The sequence below is a fragment of the Blautia sp. AM47-4 genome (assembly GCF_003479865.1).
Classification (GTDB): Bacteria; Bacillota; Clostridia; order Lachnospirales; family Lachnospiraceae; genus Fusicatenibacter; species Fusicatenibacter saccharivorans.
Map to the genome: position 1 here is coordinate 1 of NZ_QUHY01000042.1, position 17,470 is coordinate 17,470.

At 40.1% G+C, this 17,470-nt stretch carries 18 protein-coding genes and 2 pseudogenes; 7 read left to right on the plus strand and 13 right to left on the minus strand.

Going from position 1 to position 17,470, the window contains the following annotated elements:
- Positions 1-700 (plus strand): IS256 family transposase (locus DW965_RS17040; RefSeq protein WP_119198629.1); only part of this gene is annotated, 700 nt, incomplete at its 5' end.
- Positions 701-937: 237 nt separating this feature from the next.
- Here DW965_RS17040 and DW965_RS17045 read toward each other — a convergent pair.
- Positions 938-2,287 (minus strand): aminomethyltransferase family protein, encoded by a 1,350-nt coding sequence (locus tag DW965_RS17045; RefSeq protein ID WP_117761199.1) that lies wholly within the window; start codon positions 2,285-2,287, stop codon positions 938-940.
- Positions 2,288-2,307: 20 nt separating this feature from the next.
- Positions 2,308-3,252, minus strand: a complete 945-nt coding sequence (locus DW965_RS17050; RefSeq protein ID WP_117761197.1) for an NmrA family NAD(P)-binding protein — start codon at positions 3,250-3,252, stop codon at positions 2,308-2,310.
- Between the two features lie 248 nt (positions 3,253-3,500).
- Between DW965_RS17050 and DW965_RS17055 the strand changes: the two genes are divergently transcribed.
- Together DW965_RS17055 and DW965_RS17060 are read left to right on the plus strand one after the other, a co-directional pair.
- Positions 3,501-4,106, plus strand: a complete 606-nt coding sequence (locus DW965_RS17055; protein ID WP_119198630.1) for a hypothetical protein — start codon at positions 3,501-3,503, stop codon at positions 4,104-4,106.
- Positions 4,076-5,047: a PucR family transcriptional regulator gene (locus tag DW965_RS17060; protein WP_119198631.1), complete on the plus strand. Its 972-nt coding sequence runs from the start codon at positions 4,076-4,078 to the stop codon at positions 5,045-5,047. The genes DW965_RS17055 and DW965_RS17060 overlap by 31 nt, the downstream gene beginning before the upstream one ends.
- Before the next feature lie 85 nt (positions 5,048-5,132).
- On the opposite strand, the gene DW965_RS17065 is transcribed toward DW965_RS17060, so the two are convergent.
- The 3 genes and pseudogenes from DW965_RS17065 to DW965_RS22310 all read right to left on the minus strand — a co-directional run bounded on the left by DW965_RS17065 (position 5,133) and on the right by DW965_RS22310 (position 6,520).
- Positions 5,133-6,053 carry an MFS transporter gene (locus DW965_RS17065; protein WP_158568550.1) on the minus strand — a complete coding sequence of 307 codons (921 nt, stop codon included), beginning with the start codon at positions 6,051-6,053 and terminating at the stop codon, positions 5,133-5,135.
- A 34-nt stretch (positions 6,054-6,087) separates the two neighbouring features.
- A pseudogene (locus DW965_RS17070) lies at positions 6,088-6,273 on the minus strand (tyrosine-type recombinase/integrase); the annotation flags it as partial.
- A gap of 109 nt (positions 6,274-6,382) precedes the next feature.
- Complete coding sequence (locus tag DW965_RS22310; protein WP_117449543.1) at positions 6,383-6,520, minus strand: DNA-binding protein; 138 nt, start codon at positions 6,518-6,520, stop codon at positions 6,383-6,385.
- A 20-nt stretch (positions 6,521-6,540) separates the two neighbouring features.
- On the opposite strand from DW965_RS22310, the pseudogene DW965_RS22315 reads away from it, so the two are divergent.
- Together DW965_RS22315 and DW965_RS17080 are read left to right on the plus strand one after the other, a co-directional pair.
- A pseudogene (locus DW965_RS22315) lies at positions 6,541-6,672 on the plus strand (helix-turn-helix domain-containing protein); the annotation flags it as partial.
- 599 nt (positions 6,673-7,271) lie between these two features.
- On the plus strand, positions 7,272-7,508 hold the full coding sequence (locus DW965_RS17080; RefSeq protein ID WP_002578301.1) for a DUF6061 family protein: 237 nt from the start codon (positions 7,272-7,274) through the stop codon (positions 7,506-7,508).
- 132 nt (positions 7,509-7,640) lie between these two features.
- Here the strand turns inward: DW965_RS17080 and DW965_RS17085 are convergent, their stop codons facing one another.
- The 6 genes from DW965_RS17085 to DW965_RS17115 all read right to left on the minus strand — a co-directional run bounded on the left by DW965_RS17085 (position 7,641) and on the right by DW965_RS17115 (position 12,991).
- Positions 7,641-8,960, minus strand: a complete 1,320-nt coding sequence (locus tag DW965_RS17085; protein WP_117750694.1) for an MATE family efflux transporter — start codon at positions 8,958-8,960, stop codon at positions 7,641-7,643.
- Positions 8,950-9,408: a MarR family transcriptional regulator gene (locus DW965_RS17090; RefSeq protein ID WP_118629503.1), complete on the minus strand. Its 459-nt coding sequence runs from the start codon at positions 9,406-9,408 to the stop codon at positions 8,950-8,952. Before DW965_RS17090 ends, DW965_RS17085 begins: the two co-directional genes overlap by 11 nt.
- 155 nt (positions 9,409-9,563) lie before the next feature.
- Complete coding sequence (locus tag DW965_RS17095) at positions 9,564-10,268, minus strand: DUF6040 family protein (protein WP_021369328.1); 705 nt, start codon at positions 10,266-10,268, stop codon at positions 9,564-9,566.
- On the minus strand, positions 10,252-11,973 hold the full coding sequence (locus tag DW965_RS17100; protein ID WP_109214826.1) for a MobA/MobL family protein: 1,722 nt from the start codon (positions 11,971-11,973) through the stop codon (positions 10,252-10,254). Before DW965_RS17100 ends, DW965_RS17095 begins: the two co-directional genes overlap by 17 nt.
- A gap of 328 nt (positions 11,974-12,301) precedes the next feature.
- On the minus strand, positions 12,302-12,616 hold the full coding sequence (locus tag DW965_RS17110) for a DUF3847 domain-containing protein (RefSeq protein ID WP_002578306.1): 315 nt from the start codon (positions 12,614-12,616) through the stop codon (positions 12,302-12,304).
- A gap of 144 nt (positions 12,617-12,760) precedes the next feature.
- On the minus strand, positions 12,761-12,991 hold the full coding sequence (locus DW965_RS17115) for a helix-turn-helix domain-containing protein (RefSeq protein WP_002578307.1): 231 nt from the start codon (positions 12,989-12,991) through the stop codon (positions 12,761-12,763).
- A 174-nt stretch (positions 12,992-13,165) separates the two neighbouring features.
- On the opposite strand from DW965_RS17115, the gene DW965_RS17120 reads away from it, so the two are divergent.
- Positions 13,166-13,795, plus strand: a complete 630-nt coding sequence (locus DW965_RS17120) for a helix-turn-helix domain-containing protein (protein ID WP_009243739.1) — start codon at positions 13,166-13,168, stop codon at positions 13,793-13,795.
- Between the two features lie 160 nt (positions 13,796-13,955).
- Positions 13,956-15,251, plus strand: coding sequence for a tyrosine-type recombinase/integrase (locus DW965_RS17125; RefSeq protein WP_009321335.1), 1,296 nt, complete (start codon positions 13,956-13,958; stop codon positions 15,249-15,251).
- Positions 15,252-15,419: 168 nt separating this feature from the next.
- On the opposite strand, the gene DW965_RS17130 is transcribed toward DW965_RS17125, so the two are convergent.
- Positions 15,420-16,193: a S66 family peptidase gene (locus tag DW965_RS17130; RefSeq protein WP_119198632.1), complete on the minus strand. Its 774-nt coding sequence runs from the start codon at positions 16,191-16,193 to the stop codon at positions 15,420-15,422.
- Between the two features lie 48 nt (positions 16,194-16,241).
- Positions 16,242-17,426: a site-specific integrase gene (locus DW965_RS17135; protein WP_118024894.1), complete on the minus strand. Its 1,185-nt coding sequence runs from the start codon at positions 17,424-17,426 to the stop codon at positions 16,242-16,244.
- Between the last annotated feature and the right edge of the window lie 44 nt (positions 17,427-17,470).

A 17,470-nucleotide genomic window follows, 5' to 3' on the forward strand; every position in this document is an offset into this window, starting at 1 on the left:
CCATTATTCTGTAAGGGATAATGGCGTGATCCGAAAGCTTGCTGCTTACGTGATTCTGGGAATCAACACGGAAGGAAAAAAAGAAGTTTTAACCATCAGTGTTGGCGATAACGAAAGCGCAAAATACTGGCTTTCCATTATGAATGAACTGAAAAATCGTGGTGTCAAAGATGTATTAATCATCTGTGCCGATGGTTTAACCGGAATCAAAGAAGCGATCGCAGCAGCTTTTCCAAAGACGGAATACCAGCGCTGTATTGTACACCAGGTAAGAAACACGTTGAAATATGTCCCGGATAAAGACATAAAAGCCTTCGCTACGGATCTGAAAACCATTTATCAGGCCACAGATGAAAAGAAAGCTCTGGCAGCCTTAGAGCGTGTAACAGAAAAATGGACACCGAAATATCCGAATTCCATGAAGCGCTGGAAGGATAACAGGGACGCAATCTCGCCGATCTTTAAATTTTCAACGACGGTCAGAACGGTGATTTATACTACAAATGCTATTGAATCCCTGAATTCTACCTACCGGAAACTGAATCGCCAGAGAAGCGTATTTCCAAGCGATACAGCTCTATTAAAGGCACTGCATCTTGCCACATTTGAAGCTACGAAGAAATGGACCAGTACGATCCGCAACTGGGCACAGGTGTATGGTGAACTGAGTATTATGTACGAAGGACGCCTCCCAGAGTAACGAATAAACAGGCGAATAAGACGGGCGGAAAACCGCCTGCTCTTGACATGCCATTCAACAACTGTTATATATAAAACAAGGGTGAGAAGCCTGATTTTCAGGCTTGCCACCCTTGCATATCATAGAAGAATCTTATTTACAGACTTTTTCTCACAGTCTCGCAGATCCCCTGCAAAGCTTGAAAACTCTGCAGGGGAACACATAAATTTTATTTTCCCTATGTAATCATCTCCGGTTTCATCTTTCAAAAACAGGTATATCCGAAACATCCCGCTTTTCATTACGGATATAATCCTGATTATACGGGAATCTGGCAACCTTTGCGCGAACCTTCATCTGGCGGGTTCCCGGCGTTCCCCAGAGTATTTCAAGCTCCGTTCCTTCTTTGGCATATTCTGCGGAAATAAAGGCCAAAGAAATCATGCTGTTATAGGTATAAGAGATGATTTTTCCGCTTGTGATCCCGATCTCCTTATCTGCAGCCAGCACCTTATCTGCCCGGTACTCAAAACCAAACTCTCTGACACAGAAATAGTATTCAAGAGCGGATGGTTTGGTAATATCCTCGCAGGGTTCCTCCCCAGGGCTGAGCATGGTTGCAAAGACTTCTGCCACATCCTTGGCGTTCCATTCCAGGGTTACGCATTTTTTTTGTGGCTTTTTCGACATTTCAAGAAGGGCTTCTTTTCCAATGAAGTCATGATTATATTTAATCAGGAAATCCCATCCCACATCATAGGGAGTAACAAAGCGAGCCTGAAGATCATCCCCCACACTTCCGAGAAGCCTTCGATTGAGATTGAACATGGATAACTGAGGCACTGTGCGCATATATTCTGTCATTTTCTCGCTGGTTTCCAGCCACGGAAGCGGATAGTGAAGATTGATATTCGGGAATCCAGCCTCCGTATGGTTAAACAGGTTATAAGCCTGGAGCCCAAGCTTTCTTGCTCCCAGCTTTTCACCTGCCGCCCATACCAGATTATAGATCTCCGCATAATCCGCCATATCTCCGTGAATTTCATAAGCAAGGTTGCCGGACATGCCAAGCCGGATGATGCGTACCTGTTTTCCGTTTACCTCCTGGATTCTATGTCTGCCGAATTTGATGTCGTGAAGATTGGCCTGGAATGCGTTTTCCAGAATCTCTAAGGACTTTTCACCGTCAATCTGGATAAAATATTCCTTTCCGCTCATGTTTTCGCCATGCACATCCAGATCTGATGTATTGACATAATAAGAGATCACCGGATCAAGCCAGTAGGTTCTGTAACGATCTTCTCCGATACGGATTACAACGCCGTCTGTCAGAATCTGACCTTTCTCATTGCACATTACGGCATGGCGTATGCCGTTCATTCCCAGCGTGGTAAAATCATTTGTACAAACCTGTCCCATTAATTTAACGGCATCCGGTCCGTATACATCATAAATGGGGGATGTCATAAGCGCCGTTCCAATCCATGCGCTGGTCTGATATGCCTTGATCTCATCCTCCACGCCCGTATAAGCATATGCCGTAATAAAAGATCCCTGTGGGAACAATAAGGTGGCGCCTTCCAGCGCCGGATTCATCATTTCTGCCATTTTTCGTCCTCCTACTGTTTTTAATTATCTGTAGATGTTCTTGTTCCGATTAAATGATTTTCCATATCTTCAAACATTTCTCTTACCGTGATGGGCTTTTGCCCCGTCAGCTTTTCAAAATCATCTGTAAATGTACTCATTTGATTCAGACGGATTGCCCTGCCAAAGGACACCATTCCATCTGAGCAAAATGGAAAGTTCTTCGCCGTGTCCGCCCACATTTCCTCCGTTGTCCTTGGAACGCCGATGGAGTCAAAGAACTCATACATCTCATCATCGTTGATATATTGATATTCCGTCTTTTTACCCGTAACCTCCGAGGCGATTGCCATGTACTGTGCAATTGTCAGAAGCTCGGCTCCATTTATATCAATAATTCGATCTTCCCAATCAGACATTGCCGCACAGGCCGCCGCAAGCGCACAGTCATCCCTCGAAACAAATGCCATTTTCCCATCTCCCATGTTATTGCGGATGATGCCGTTTGTATTTTCAACTGCTTCCACAAATGTGGAGACCATTGCTTCCGCATATTGGGAATCCCGAAGAATCAAATAATGGATGGGCTGTTTTTTGATATACCTTTCGGTCCATACATGATCGTTTACTTCGTAAGCATTGATATCCTCATGTCCGGCTCCTACAATCGATGTATAAACCAGTTTGTTTACACCTGCCGCCACAGCCGCATCAATTGCAATTTTATGTGCCGCTCTTCTTTTCGGTCCAACGAATGGCATGGAGATCAGAATAACTGTATCCGCATCTTTAAATGCTTCCGTCAGTTTTTCCGCATTGTTAAAATCGGCAATTCTGGTTTCAATGCCCATTTCCTGGTATTTTTCAAGACCATTTTTTGTTGGAGCCGTAAAAATCAAAGCTTCATGAGGATATTTTTCCAGCAATACACGGGCTGATCTGCTTCCAAAATTTCCGTCTACTCCATTTAACAATATCTTTTTCATAAAAAATAATCCTTTCACTATATAGTTATAATATTAAAAAATCGATACCCCTTTATAGGATGCTCCCTCAGCTCTTTTTATTGCCTCCTTCCTTTTGTCTGAATTATATTATCTCCTCTCTAACTGTCGGCGCCTGAATAGTGTTTCCTATATATTCATAGTAAAGCAGTTGCCATCTCCCGTCATCAGTTATATAATTCATTTATACTGTCTTTTTTCGTCAAAAATAACCAAAGGAGTTTTTTGCAATGAAATCTATGAGCATTTCTGTCATCCTTGACTGGATTCCTGATAAATACAGGATTTTTTATAAATCTACGGGCTTAGATCAATTATTCCGGCATGCCCGCATGCTTGATGATTCCATGGAAATAATCGATAATGATTTTCTGTATTTAACACAAGAGAGCTCTTTCCTTGATAGGGAATGGGATATACGTAAGCCCCGGTTCCTGATTTTCTGTACCAAAACCGGATCAAAGGAGGGACAGATAAACCCTTCCTGGATGGAGCATGCCGCCATCTTATATACGGACGAGCCTTTTCATAAGGTATTCCATGAGTTTCTGGATATTTTTGATAAGTACTATGCCTGGTATGAGCAATGCCTAAAGATAATTATCGAAAACAAAGACGTTTCAGATCTGCTTGATTATGCGGCCACCTTTCTTTGCAACCCGATTGCCCTTTTTCTCCAACCGGAAAGCTGCTGCATTATACCGGGAAATTTCAGGAAAAAATCGAGGGAACTCTCTGGGACGAGGTTATCAATTTCGGCTTTACACCGACAGAATCCATATATCCTGACGAACACCAGAGAGTTATGCAGGAAATTCACAGCGGAAACCGCTTAATCTCCAGCGTCTTTCGTCAGGATCCATCCCATCACTCTCTGACCGCTCCGCTTTATTTTGAGGGAAAAAACTTTGGAGCATTCGGTACGACAGATATGAACGGTCCCTTTACGGAAGCACAAAAGGCTTTGTTATTAGAAGTCGTTCATTTTACAGAGCTTGCTATGAATCACCAGATTCAGCCTTTTCTTTTGCAGGATGAAGAAAACTATTATGTTATACGGCTTTTACAGGGATATCCGGCAGATGAGCTTTCTACCTCTTATTATCTCCAAGCCAGAAATTATACGAACGAGGATATTTGGTATCTTTATCAATTTTCCCTTCCAGAATCTGACGTCTCGGATACCCGTCAGTCTGCCTATATTCACCAGATAAAAAACATTCTGCCTCATGGAGTTGTCCTCTATTTTGAACATTCTATTGTTGCGGTTTGCCGCAGGCGGGATTTTGATCCTGATTATGAAAAATCATACGCCGCACTGGAGGATTTGCTAAAACGGCTTTCCCTTAAGGTCTATATAAGCACCCGTTTTTTTAGATTCACGGATCTTTCCATGGCATATGGACAATGCAGGCTTATGAAATCTTACCCTTTGGAGCCTCAAAAACATATTCAAAGGTTTGATGAAGCCTTTCTACATGTTTTATATGGTGTCCTTAAGGAAAAAAACTCCTTGCCGGGCTTCTGCCACCCAGCTGTTTTATCCCTGTGGCAAAGCCATATGGAGCAGGATCTCACACTCATTCATAATTTAAAATGCTATCTTATCAACGGAAGAAATATAGCGGAGACTGCCCGGACGCTTCATCTTCATAGAAACACCTTGATCTACCGGCTACGAAAAATCGAAGACCTGCTCCATATTTCACTGGATTACCTGGATGAAAATATGCTTCTCTATTTATTAATATCCTGCTTCATCTGCGAAACACTCTAATTTGGACATCCTCCTATGCTTGAAATTTGGCTTGCGACAGCAATTTCATTGCAACATAGGAAGATTTTCATTTATTTTGTGATTCTTACTTTTGATTGTTTCCGAACTGAGGGAGTAACAGCCCACAGAGGAACATAATTACCATACATATGGATGCAAGCATAAACAACAAACTATAATTATCTCCCGCAATTGGTGTTAAGATATAAGTTGGAATCAAAACAGCTCCAAGAAGCTGTAATGTAGAGATGACACCCGCCGCACTTCCTGCATATTTAGTTCCAATTCCTTCTAACAAAACCGGTGCGGAAAGGAAAATAGGCATTGACGCTCCAAGCATAATTCCAGTATAAAGAACCAGTATGTGTAAAACGAATATGGACGGAAATCTCCAACACATAATAATTCCGGCAAAACTCAACACGGCAGCTCCTGATACAAACACTTTAACATTTTTGATTTTAGAGAATACAATGGGACCTGTAATAGAACCAATACAATTTCCCAATGTCAACATAGATGCAATCGTACCACATACTTTCAAATCTATTCCATACATGGTCTGCAATGCCATCGGCATAAAAGTGGATAAAGTTACCGTACTGCCAAGAGCCATCATAATGCAAATAGAAACCAGCCATATACCTTTATTAGAAAGTACTACCTTAAGAGAATCCCCAATGGAAGGTTGATTTTCCTGATCTATCTTCTCCCTTTCTTCCATTGTATCCTCTGGCTTATCTTTCACAAAAAACAACCATAAAACAAATACACTAATACAGAATATTGCTGATACAATAAAAGCAGATGTCCTGCTATCAAACAAAACTGCCGTCGTTGCTGTCGCAAAGGCTCCCGGAAGTTGTCCGCAAAATGCAAATATACCCATCAAAATTCCTAGCTTTTCCTGCTCAAACCAACTTGCAGTAATCTTGGATGCATTAATATTTACAAACATATTGGAGAAACCGGTTAATGCCATGCAAAGAAAAAATGGCATATCCATACTAAATCGTGATCGACGTGAATCAGCACCGCCAGATTGATGCATGTCCCATTCGGTCTGCGATTGCTAATCCCGTAAATCCCATATTAATCAATAACGATACATGGGAATGTCTCAAATCATGCACACGGATTCGCTTCACCCCAGATATTTTTGAGCCTCTATTCATTTCATGATGCAGATAAGATTTGGAAATTGTGAAAATCCGTTCGTCCTCTTTTGGATGGCTGGTGCGTTTCTCCTGTCCAATCAGTATAACGATAGACCACTCGCCACTTCCCAGTGACATTATCTTTGTAAATACTCATACAAATTCTCCTCTCTTTCTCTTACATTTCGCTGTAACATACTTTTTTGCGGAAATAATTAGTGTTTACTCTGCCAGCTACCGTAAGATAACCCAGCTTCTGTAATTCTTCATTTAGCTGTTTGACAATCTTATAAGCATAAGACTTGGAAACTCCCAGTTCCGCTGCAACTTCTTCTAATCAGCAAGGAAGAATATGATGAATGGAGATATAAGTATCCGGAACTGGATACTTACCAGAAACGTGCCAAGATACCATCTCAGGAATTGAGTGATTACCTCGTAAAAGAATTGACTAAAAAAGAAAAATAAGGAAAAAGAAAACCTTACCGATATTCAGTTTTTTACTTCTGAAAATCAGTAAGGTTTCTTTATATACGTTATGAAATAAAATTTTTATTCGCCGAATAACCACAAAATGTTGCCATTTTGTTTCCAGATACTAAGCAAATTTGTTTGAAACTCGCATAAATACTGGCTTTGTCAAATTGTGTGGATTATTCAAACTCGTCTCACAGCAATTTAATTCTCATGTTTTTATAGCATTCTAATATGTTTTCAGCATCTTCCGGTAATGCTTTTTCAATTTTAATTTCCATCACATTTTCACCTCAAAATTCCGATTGAGATTTCACCTGTTTTAAGAAATTTAATAACTGTTATATTTTATTATTAAATTCTTCGCAACCCCTTGAAAACACTGGATTTGTCGCAGGTGAGCTTTCCCTTATTATTTCCCTTGTGTTATATCGTCCCATCAGTGTTTATGCACTCTGATAAGGGCAAATACAAGGGCAAGAAAAATCTATAAGACAGTATAACACAAAATAAAAGTGACATGGTGAACTGATTGAAATGCTTCTTAATTTTTGCTACTACTGATTGATTAAATGATAAGGAGATGGGATACGATGAGAACAATATTTGCAGAATACAATCCACAGTGCAACAGCATTGATGTATATACTAATACGGGCTATATACTCCGTATTGATTGTTGGGAAGCAGAAAAAAATTTAAGAACCACACCTGGATCTGATTGTGCTTTGACATCGCTTGCAATCGATGAGCCATTAGAATATGCAAGGTTATATCTTGATGGGAATTTACAGATGTGGGTAGATGCTGAAGATTCATTAGAGTTATGATTATTCCAATCAAAATCTACTAGAATTTATTAAAAATTAGCTTCATAATTTAAAAGGACAGCCCTATTGCTATGAGGCTGTCCTTAAAAATACAATAGATAAACCTAGATTATTCTTGCTACTATCTGATTGTTAAATTTTCTGTATTCCATATTGCAAATCTCCCTTTTCGCAATATTTTATTAGTATGAATGCCAGAATCGCTGAAAAAACACGTGCCAATACCGTACTCCACCATATCATAATCTGTCCACCAAATAAAGGTGGTAAAACAAGCATAAATATCAGCATCAATACTGGTTCAATGAATGTAAGAATGTATGACAATCCACTTTTTTCAGTAGCATAAAATCCAGCTGTCGCTATTCTGGTAATCGCAACAAATGGTAATGACACTAAAAATATAGGTACAATTTTAGAAATCTCAATACTTACTTCATAAGAAGCTCCGAAAACCCCTCCAATATTTGCTCTGTTTACATACATGATAATTCCACCACAAACAGCAAGAATTATTGCAAAAATGTATGCCATTCTCTGAACTCCTCTCAGGCTTTCTTGATCCTTCTCACCATAAAAACGGCTCATTAAAGGTTGACTTCCATCACCTACGCCCTGCAATATGAGATATATGATACAGATAATATAGGATACACATGCATAAGTTGCAATAGCTTTTTCTCCCCCATAAGAAGCGGAGAATCGGTTTATAAACACCAATGAAATATTAGGAGTCAATGCTAGCCCAAATGGTGCAAGACCTACTCTGAATATAGCGCCACACATTTCTTTTACATTTTTTAAGGATACATACACATAAAACTTTTTAATATATAATGCGTATATGATTGCAATTGCTGCAGTCACACCCTGTCCGGCTATTGTAGCTGTGGCTGCACCTTTCATGCCCATTTCATATATCCATACAAAGATAAAATCCAGAACAATATTGGTTATGAATCCACCAACCATCGCAAACATTGACCAGAAAGAGTTTCCATAATTTCTAATGAATGGCATCATTCCAGTTCCAAGAATCTGCAATATTGCTCCAAGTGCTATAATTTTGATATAATCTGTCGCATTTGTTAATATAATTCCATCTGCTCCAAGCAATCCTAAAATTTTAGACGAAAAGGAGTAAATAATTATGGTACTGATAACACTTACTATTACAAGAAGCCACCAGCTTGTAGCAATAAATTCTTCTGCCCGTTTTCCTTTCTTTTCTGCTGCATTAATTGAGTAATAAACAGCTCCTCCCATACCAATTCCTGTTCCAAGAGCCTGAATCAAAGCCTCAATCGGATATGCAATATTAATAGCCGAAAGTCCAGCATCTCCTATGGTATTGCCTACAAAATATCCATCCACTATCGCATATATTCCTGATAATGCAAATGCTATAATAGATGGAATAACATATTTAAAAAATAATGATTTATGATTCATTTTTCTTACAATCTCCTTCCTTGAAAAGTCTGATAAACAGCTCTGTATTATCATTAAGACTTTCTATATTCTCTAATCCCATTTTTTCGATTACATATATTTCTTTTGAGTGCAGTTTTTCTATGATATCTTTCGTATATTCCATTCCTGATTCTGTGAGGCATATCAGCTTATTTCTCTTGTCTGAATCATCAGATACCATATTGATGTATCCTTTTTTCTGAAAATCTTTTAGTATCGTATTTACCGTTTGCTTAGGTATATTCCATTTTTCACTTATCATTTTCTGCGTGCATCTTCCATTACTTTCATAAAATGAATGCAAAGCAAAAACTTCATTTGAAGACAGTCCCTGATCCTTTGACCATTCCTTATACATTGCTGTACATTCTTTCCATAAAGCATAATATCGTTGCAACTGTATTATCATATTATTATCTTTTCTCATCTTTTTCCTCCTTAAATTAGTACGAATCCGGACTTTTGTATTATAGTCCGAGTTCGTACTAATTGTCAAGATTTATTTATATACTTTTTCTTTATATAAACAATCAATAGTCCCTTACTAAGGACAGGAAGATTATGAAATTTCCCTGTCCTCTTTTAATAATATCCTCGTTCTTCCATCCAGTCTTTCACATAACATCTGATTCCAATATAAATAATATGCGACAGTAATAGCAATACAATAAGATTTATCGGATTAGCGTTTTTAATCCATTCTCCAAAGTAAATTACAACAGCTGTACTCGTTATCGCTACCACGATACTGATGATATCCCAACAATATTTCCGGTAGATTTTTCCTACCTGATAACCAATCCCGATTATCAGCCACCCGGTTATTACGAATAAAATTGCCATGACAGTACCGGCAATCAGCCAGTACACAATCCCGGAAAGAATACTGTTAGGTATTCCACTGCTTAACTGTCCGAAAGAGTCTGCACCTGTCACAAACTCCCGAAATAAACTTCCCATTCCTTTTCCTAACGCACCGAAAAAGACGATACAGTCGTTAAGGAAAACCGGCGAAAGAATCGCAGTAAACAGTGTTGTTGTTATGCTGTACCATGCCAGTAGAAACAAGATACTTTCATAACCAATCGTCATATTTTTATATTTCTTTTCTAACTGGCTTTTACGGCTATCGCATTTTTCTTTTGCTTTCCGGTAAGCAGTACGGTCACATTTTTCACATTTCTCATAAGGCACTTTTTTCTCAACAGCTACCTCTACCGTCTTTTGGTGTGTCTGTGCATAAAGTTTTTCCTGCTCTGCTTTTTCATACTTAAATTTCCATGCCACGGCTTCTGCGTCGGCTCTTTTCCTGCTGTCTGTCTCGCTGGTCAATCGTTCCTCTGTTTGCCTTAATCTTGTCCGCAATGCTTCGATATTCTCGGCTCTGTTTTCGCTGTTCAATTTCTCGTTCAAGGTCAGCGATTCGCTTAGCTGCCTGTTTAGTTCCTGGATTGTCTGGTCTTTCTGATCCAGTTCGTCCTGCATCTGTTCGGTCATCAGCAGAAGTTCTTCCACCTGCCCGACGTTCTCTAAGTTTCTGCATTCGCTCATCGATCTCCCTCGCTTTCTCTATCTGCTGTTTAAGGTCAGCAATTCGCTGTTCTGTTTCTGCAATAAGCTGTTCTCGTTGTTCAGCTTCTGCGTTAATTCCTGCCATTGCTGATTCTCGTTTTCCAACTGTTCGATTCTGGTTTTCTGTTGCTCGATCTGTGAGAGCAGTTCTTCTGTATCTGGCAAAAGATTTAGCAGCCTGGATAATTCGCTGTTTAAGCTTTTTAAACTCTGGTTCTGCTCCTGAAAAGACAGGAGCTGCCTGTCCCGTTCCTGCAATTCCTGTACCATCTCTGCCATAAGATTCTGCTGTTCCTCGATCTGGTTTATCATTGTCTCCATCATGGGAATGACTTCCCGGCTTTCTTCTAATGTCACGCAATCGCTCCTTCCATTGTGTTAATGCACTGGATACTTTTCCAAAAGAAATCTGTATTTTATCCAGCAGTGCATTTTGTCTTTTTATGATCTGGTTTTCCTCTACTTTCCATGAAGTAGAGGATGTCTGTCCGTTTTGAAATTTCTCGTCAATTTTTCTGGCATCTGCGCCCTCATGGATCGTCGGTATCTCTAATTTTCCCTGCCTTGCATAAGAACGATGGTCAATGTGATTTTCCGTTTTCAAATGTGCATTACAGACGTTTGCCCATTCGCTCCGCCATAGCTCACAATTTTTCGGATTGTTCCACCCGGTAGCATCGGTTAATACACGTTTCCACTGTTTGCGGTTCCTTGTCCCGACTTTCTGGACTCCATTTTCATCAAGTACGGGGATTCGGATTCCATGACGGTCAGGGTTCTTTTTATCCTGCCACCAGTCCGGATGGGATTCATCCACCACAATATTTCCATTTTCATCTCTGACAAACTCCCAATCCTTGATTTCTTTGTTACCCCATGAGTGGTCTGAATTGAATGGTCGCAACGTCACCAATAAATGCACATGGGGATTACCATCTCCTTTATCGTGGATACTCCAATCCGCACACATTCCCTTATCTACAAAGGTCTTTTGAATATATTCAGTTGTATAATCAATCTGTTCCTGTCGGCTCCATTCTTTCGGAAGTGAGAACTCAAATGACCTGCCGAGTTGTGCATCTGAACTTTTTTCTATCCTCAAGACTTCATTCCATAAACGCTGCTTCTGAAAAGTAAGTTTGAATTTTTCCAGTGCAGCATTTTGGTTATCTGCCCTTTTATATCGGACAGATTTCTGGAACCGTCTGATATTTTCAGCAGGTACATTCTGCCATTCCTGTGGTGCATTTTCACACATCAGCAGGCTGGTATAAACGACTTCTTTTTTTGAAGTATAGTAGCTGATCCTGCCTGTTTCTTCATTTTTCATCACATCGCCATTGAGATAAGCAGACGCCGATATGATGGATTTTCCTTTGCTGCGTCCAACAATCTTTACTGTATAATGAAAAATCGCCATGCTCCGTTTCCCCCATTCTGCCGTATCCGGCTTTGATTTCCGGCAGGTAACGTTTTTCCTAAAAGAAAATGGTATCTGCCGGAGCACCCTCTGCGTAAGAGTGCCCTGTGCATAACAGCCTGCATGGAATGTGCCCCTCTGGCGAAGAGTGCCTCCTGCGGCATGAGCAGGTCTGGCTGAAAGCCCCGCCGACGGAACGAGCCCGGCAAGCGTAAGCGCAGACCGGTTGCCACCTGTGGCAAACTTATACGGACGACCTCTGGTTGTCCATAAGTGCGCCCTTCATAAAAAAGCAATGAAGGGAATGGAAACTCCACTCCCTCCGGCATTACACTTCCTCCGTATTTGCAACTGGCTCTTTCTGCATTGCCTTTGAGAAGAATTTCCCATTTGCTTCCTGCCTTTTTAAGAAGCCGATCAGCTTTGGGATATCATCTTCCTCAATCGCAGAACCCAGTACCGATTCCACTGCACCGCCAATCTGGCAGAGCCTGTGTGTCCGTTTTTTGGTTTCCACATCTTTCTGACGTTTCTTCAGTTCCCGTTTCTGTGCTGCATACTGTTTTGCTTTCTCAAGGCTTTCCTGTTCTTTCTTTTCCAACTGGAGCATACGCTCCTCATAACTCTTTGTTGATCTTGCCATAAATATCATCGTCCTTTCTTTTTTTCCAAACATAAGTTTCCTGTTGTCTGTCAGACGAAGTACATGGTATAATCTGCTTGCGTGTAGGTATATCATGACTCCGGTCTGATAGAACCTTTGGCGGTTTCTTCGGGAACCGCTTTTTTAAGTTGAACCGTTTCTTGTGACTGCTTTCACATTTCCCTTATCCCTCAAGTCCCTGCCCTCGTTGGCTTCCATAAAAAGTTCCAGCATATCCGTTTTGATCAGGACTTTTCTCCCAACCTTCAATACCGGAAGTTTCTTCCACTCTACCAACTTTCGCAGGGTGTTCCTGCCAATTCCCGTATAATCAGCAGCTTCCTCAATAGATAAGGCAATCTTTCTTTGCGTCATATGACCACCTCCTTTCGAATTGCATTATGCAATTTCATTTGTGCTGTCAGTATAGCGTGTTTATATTGCTTTGTCAAGCATTATGAAATTTTTCTGCTTTTCTTAAAATTGCATATTGCAATATATTTTGTTGCGTGGTATAGTAATGACATACCGAAAAAGGAGCACATCAGCATGAAAGATAAAGAACTACGCAAGCTGATTGGCAGCAGGGCAAAACAGCGCCGTCTGGAATTAAATCTGACACAGCCTTATGTCGCAGAGAAGATGGGAGTTACCGCTTCCACAATCCTGCGTTATGAGAATGGTTCGATTGACAATACCAAAAAGATGGTACTGGAAGGTCTTTCGGAAGCACTTCATGTATCGATTGAATGGCTCAAAGGGGAAACCGATGAATATGAAACTGATATTACGGATAAGAAAGAATTGCAGATTCGTGATGCGATGGGCGACATTCTCAAACAGTTTCCTCTTGACCTCAATAAAACAGAAGACGCTTTTTCTAAAGACTTACTGCTGTTAATGTTAAAGCAATATGAACTGTTTCTGGATTCGTTTCAGTTCGCCTGTAAAAATTACAAAGGCAGTACCAAAGATGCGGACATTGCCAAAGTAATGGGATTTGAATCGAAAGATGAATATAATGAGATTATGTTTCTCAGGGAGATCACACATACTGTCAACGCATTTAATGATATGGCAGATGTTGTAAGGCTCTATTCAAAGAAACCGGAAGCGGCAGAACAAAGGCTTGCAAATCTTTTATCCGAAGTTATGTATGACGATTCTGAATCGGTATAGTAAGATAATCGGAGTTATGATACAATGAGCGCAAGCGAGTCAAGCTGTTTACAGATTTGACGAGCGGCGAATTGGCTTATGGACTTGTCCATAAGATGCCTACACGCAAGAAGCATTTCAGCAGTTCCGATTGTCTGATATCGAAAGGAGACATACGATTATGGCAAAAGGATCTGTTAGAAAAAAAGGAAAAAAATGGTACTATCGTTTCTATGTAGAAGATGCAAGCGGTAAAATGGTTCAGAAAGAATACGCCGGAACCGAAAGTAAAAGTGAGACGGAAAAGCTTCTCCGCAAGGCACTGGAAGACTACGAAGATAAGAAGTTTGTTGCAAAGGCAGATAATCTTACCGTAGGGGAACTTCTGGATATGTGGGCAGAAGAAGAACTGAAAACTGGGACACTCAGCAACGGTACAGTGGAAAATTATCTTGGTGCAATCCGATGTATCAAAAAACACCCGATTGCAGACCGCAAACTGAAAACAGTTACTGCCGAACATTTACAGGCATTTCTTGATCTGCTTACATTCGGTGGTGAGTTTCCAGACGGGAAAGTAAAAAAGGGATACAGCAAAGATTATATCCATTCTTTTTCCGCAGTGTTACAGCAGTCATTCCGTTTTGCAGTATTTCCAAAACAGTTAATCAGTTTCAATCCGATGCAGTATATTAAGCTGAAAAAGCAGGCAGAGGAAGTTGACCTCTTTTCCGATGATGAAGTGGAAGAAGGTACACAGCCGATTTCACATGAGGATTATGAACGGCTTATCCAATATCTGGAAAAGAAAAATCCACCTGCTATTCTTCCGATTCAAATTGCGTATTATGCCGGGCTCCGTATCGGGGAAACCTGTGGTCTTACATGGCAGGACATTAACCTTGAGGAACAATGCCTGACCATAAAACGCAGTATCCGCTACGACGGCATGAAACACAAAAATATTATCGGACCAACGAAACGGAAAAAAGTAAGGATTGTTGATTTTGGAGATACGCTGACTGAAATACTGAAAGCTGCCAGAAAAGAACAGCTCAAAAACCGGATGCAGTATGGCGAATTATATCACCGCAATTACTACAAAGAAGTGCATGTGAAAAACAGGGTATATTATGAATACTATCATCTTGACGGAACACAGGAAGTCCCGACAGATTACAAAGAAATCTCCTTTGTCTGCCTGCGACCAGATGGCTCTTTGGAACTGCCGAGTACACTCAGCATTGTATGCAGATCAGTGGCAAAGAAGCTGGAAGGATTTGAAGATTTCCATTTTCACCAGTTGCGTCACACTTATACCAGCAATCTGCTTTCCAATGGAGCTGCACCGAAAGATGTACAGGAACTGTTAGGACACTCTGATGTCAGTACCACAATGAATATTTACGCTCACTCAACAAGAAAAGCAAAACGGGATTCCGCAAGACTTCTTGATAAAGTAGCGAGCAATGCTTAACTAAAAATTTCCCTTATTTCCCTTGCGGATTCCGCATAAGGGCAAAAATAAGGGAAAATACATATCATTTCACTATTTAATGGGCTGAAAAGCCTGTAAAATAAGGAAAGTTCAGGAAATCTCTCCACAAATTCCGATTTATCGATTTTCTAAGTCAAAAGTTGTTACTTAATTCAATGGAGATTCCATCAATACAACTTTCTTATTTGCTGCATCCATCATCACTTCACATCCGATAGGCATAGTAAGCATAGGGTGTGTATGGCAACAATCAAAATCAGCTAATATAGGAATTTTAGTATCTCCTAAAACTTCTAATAGAATTTCATAAGGACATTTTCCAGTTCCATTATCATCGAATTTTTCATGTTTTCCCAAGATTATTCCACTTACTTTTTCAAATACACCAGCAAGTTTCAACAATGAGAAAGAACGTTCTATTGTACACGCATCTTTTAACGAATCCTCAATAAACAGAATATCTCCCTTTTTAATCTCCGGCATATATTCAGTTCCAAAAAAGCCCTCCATTGTGTTAAGATTTCCGCCTATCATTCTCCCCTGACAAATCCCTGGATTCACGCATATCCAATCATTTCCAAGTTGCTCTTTTGACCTGTCTTGTTCAGCCCAATTGATAAACTCTTCTGTCCAAACCTCTGGCTTTTCATAACAATAAGGAAAAGATATTGTCCCTTTTATCATAGAGTTAAAACTATCAAATGTCCAATCAACAAAAGGAGGCAACTCCCCAAACGAAGATGCAACAGCCGGTCCATAAAAAGTAATTAGCCCTGTCTTTGCGTAAATAGCAAGCAATAAGGCGGTAACATCTGAATATCCAATAATTATTTTGGGATGCTTCTTTAAATATTCATAATCAATATATGGTAAAATTGAGTTTGAATAGTTGGAGCAGAGCTTCAAAGCCTTTATTTTCAAGGGTTTTGAGGCTCTTTCCTTTTAGAATTGCATTTTGATTGCATTTTTTTATTCAATGGCTCTGTGATAGATTGCTGTATGCTGATTGCTGGTGTAATCGGCAACACTGGTTGTTGCCGGAGTATAAGTGAGAACACCAGTTAATTTTTTGGCAACTTCCACGTTGGTGTTGGGATATAAATGTCCATAGGTTCCTAACGTAGTCTGTATCTTTTCATGCCCCAGACGTTCTTTAATCAATAAAGGATTTTCACCCATACTGATGAGCAGGGAAGCATGGGAATGTCTGAGTGCATGAATCTTGATACGGTGTACGCCTGCCAATCCAGCAAGTTTTTCTAATGCCCGTGGGAGGGTGTGCTTACTGGTGGGAATCCCATTGTAGCTTAGTACAAGGTCGCAGCCCTTTAAAACCTTTTGCTGTACTTCCTGCCATGCTTTCAATTCTTTGATGGTATCTGTGTCAATATAGATAGTGCGAATACTAGCTTGTGTCTTTGGCTCCACAAATTTGTATTCGTCCATTGTTTTATAGTACAGCGTTTTTGTTATACTTAAAAGTCCGGTTTCAAAGTTGATGTCCGACCATTGCAGGGCTGCGGCTTCTCCGATTCTCATTCCGGTCATAAACAGGAGCCAGTATGAAATGAAAAGGTAATGTTCGTAATAATCTCCCTTGTAGAGCAGGGAAATTACCTTTTGAAATTCATCCAGTGTCCAGAAATCCACTTTTGTTTTCTTGCTCTTGATGTTTCCTATCATTCGTGATGGATTTTTCTTTGCAAGACCGAGAACAACTGCTCTGTCAAAGGCAATAGAGAGCATACCCTGTACAATACGGATATAGTTTGGACTAAATTCTTTTGCGAGTTCAAGCTGCCAGTTCTGGACGTTAATGGGTTCTATCTCATCCACCGTCATTTTGTAAAAGTATGAAAAATGCTTCTGAATGGTAGAACGGCGGTTCAGATAGGTGCTTTCCTTTACTTGTGTTTTATACCAAGGAAGATAAGTTTCCTCAATAAACTGTTGAAAAGATAGCTGCTGTTTCTTTTCTGTTAATTCCTCTGTGGATGTCAGCATAAGTTTTGAATATGCTTCTCTGGCTTCTTTTTTTGTCTTGAATCCACTTTTGTATTTCTGAATCTGTTTTCCGGTAATCGGATGAAAACCTAAGTTTGCTCTAAAATAATAAGTTCCGTTTTCTGCTTTCTTAATAGGGTCTTTTGCCATGATTTCACTCCTTACATAAATGTGCAAGAAGTACAATCAGTTCG

Excerpts from the sequence above, each read along its gene's own strand:
- DW965_RS17045 (WP_117761199.1), bottom strand. The coding sequence starts at position 2,287 with ATGGCAGAAATGATGAATCCGGCGCTGGAAGGCGCCACCTTATTGTTC.
- DW965_RS17050 (WP_117761197.1), bottom strand. The coding sequence starts at position 3,252 with ATGAAAAAGATATTGTTAAATGGAGTAGACGGAAATTTTGGAAGCAGA.
- DW965_RS17055 (WP_119198630.1), top strand. The coding sequence starts at position 3,501 with ATGAAATCTATGAGCATTTCTGTCATCCTTGACTGGATTCCTGATAAA.
- DW965_RS17060 (WP_119198631.1), top strand. The coding sequence starts at position 4,076 with ATGCAGGAAATTCACAGCGGAAACCGCTTAATCTCCAGCGTCTTTCGT.
- DW965_RS17065 (WP_158568550.1), bottom strand. The coding sequence starts at position 6,053 with ATGGATATGCCATTTTTTCTTTGCATGGCATTAACCGGTTTCTCCAAT.
- DW965_RS17080 (WP_002578301.1), top strand. The coding sequence starts at position 7,272 with ATGAGAACAATATTTGCAGAATACAATCCACAGTGCAACAGCATTGAT.
- DW965_RS17085 (WP_117750694.1), bottom strand. The coding sequence starts at position 8,960 with ATGAATCATAAATCATTATTTTTTAAATATGTTATTCCATCTATTATA.
- DW965_RS17090 (WP_118629503.1), bottom strand. The coding sequence starts at position 9,408 with ATGAGAAAAGATAATAATATGATAATACAGTTGCAACGATATTATGCT.
- DW965_RS17100 (WP_109214826.1), bottom strand. The coding sequence starts at position 11,973 with ATGGCGATTTTTCATTATACAGTAAAGATTGTTGGACGCAGCAAAGGA.
- DW965_RS17110 (WP_002578306.1), bottom strand. The coding sequence starts at position 12,616 with ATGGCAAGATCAACAAAGAGTTATGAGGAGCGTATGCTCCAGTTGGAA.
- DW965_RS17115 (WP_002578307.1), bottom strand. The coding sequence starts at position 12,991 with ATGACGCAAAGAAAGATTGCCTTATCTATTGAGGAAGCTGCTGATTAT.
- DW965_RS17120 (WP_009243739.1), top strand. The coding sequence starts at position 13,166 with ATGAAAGATAAAGAACTACGCAAGCTGATTGGCAGCAGGGCAAAACAG.
- DW965_RS17125 (WP_009321335.1), top strand. The coding sequence starts at position 13,956 with ATGGCAAAAGGATCTGTTAGAAAAAAAGGAAAAAAATGGTACTATCGT.
- DW965_RS17135 (WP_118024894.1), bottom strand. The coding sequence starts at position 17,426 with ATGGCAAAAGACCCTATTAAGAAAGCAGAAAACGGAACTTATTATTTT.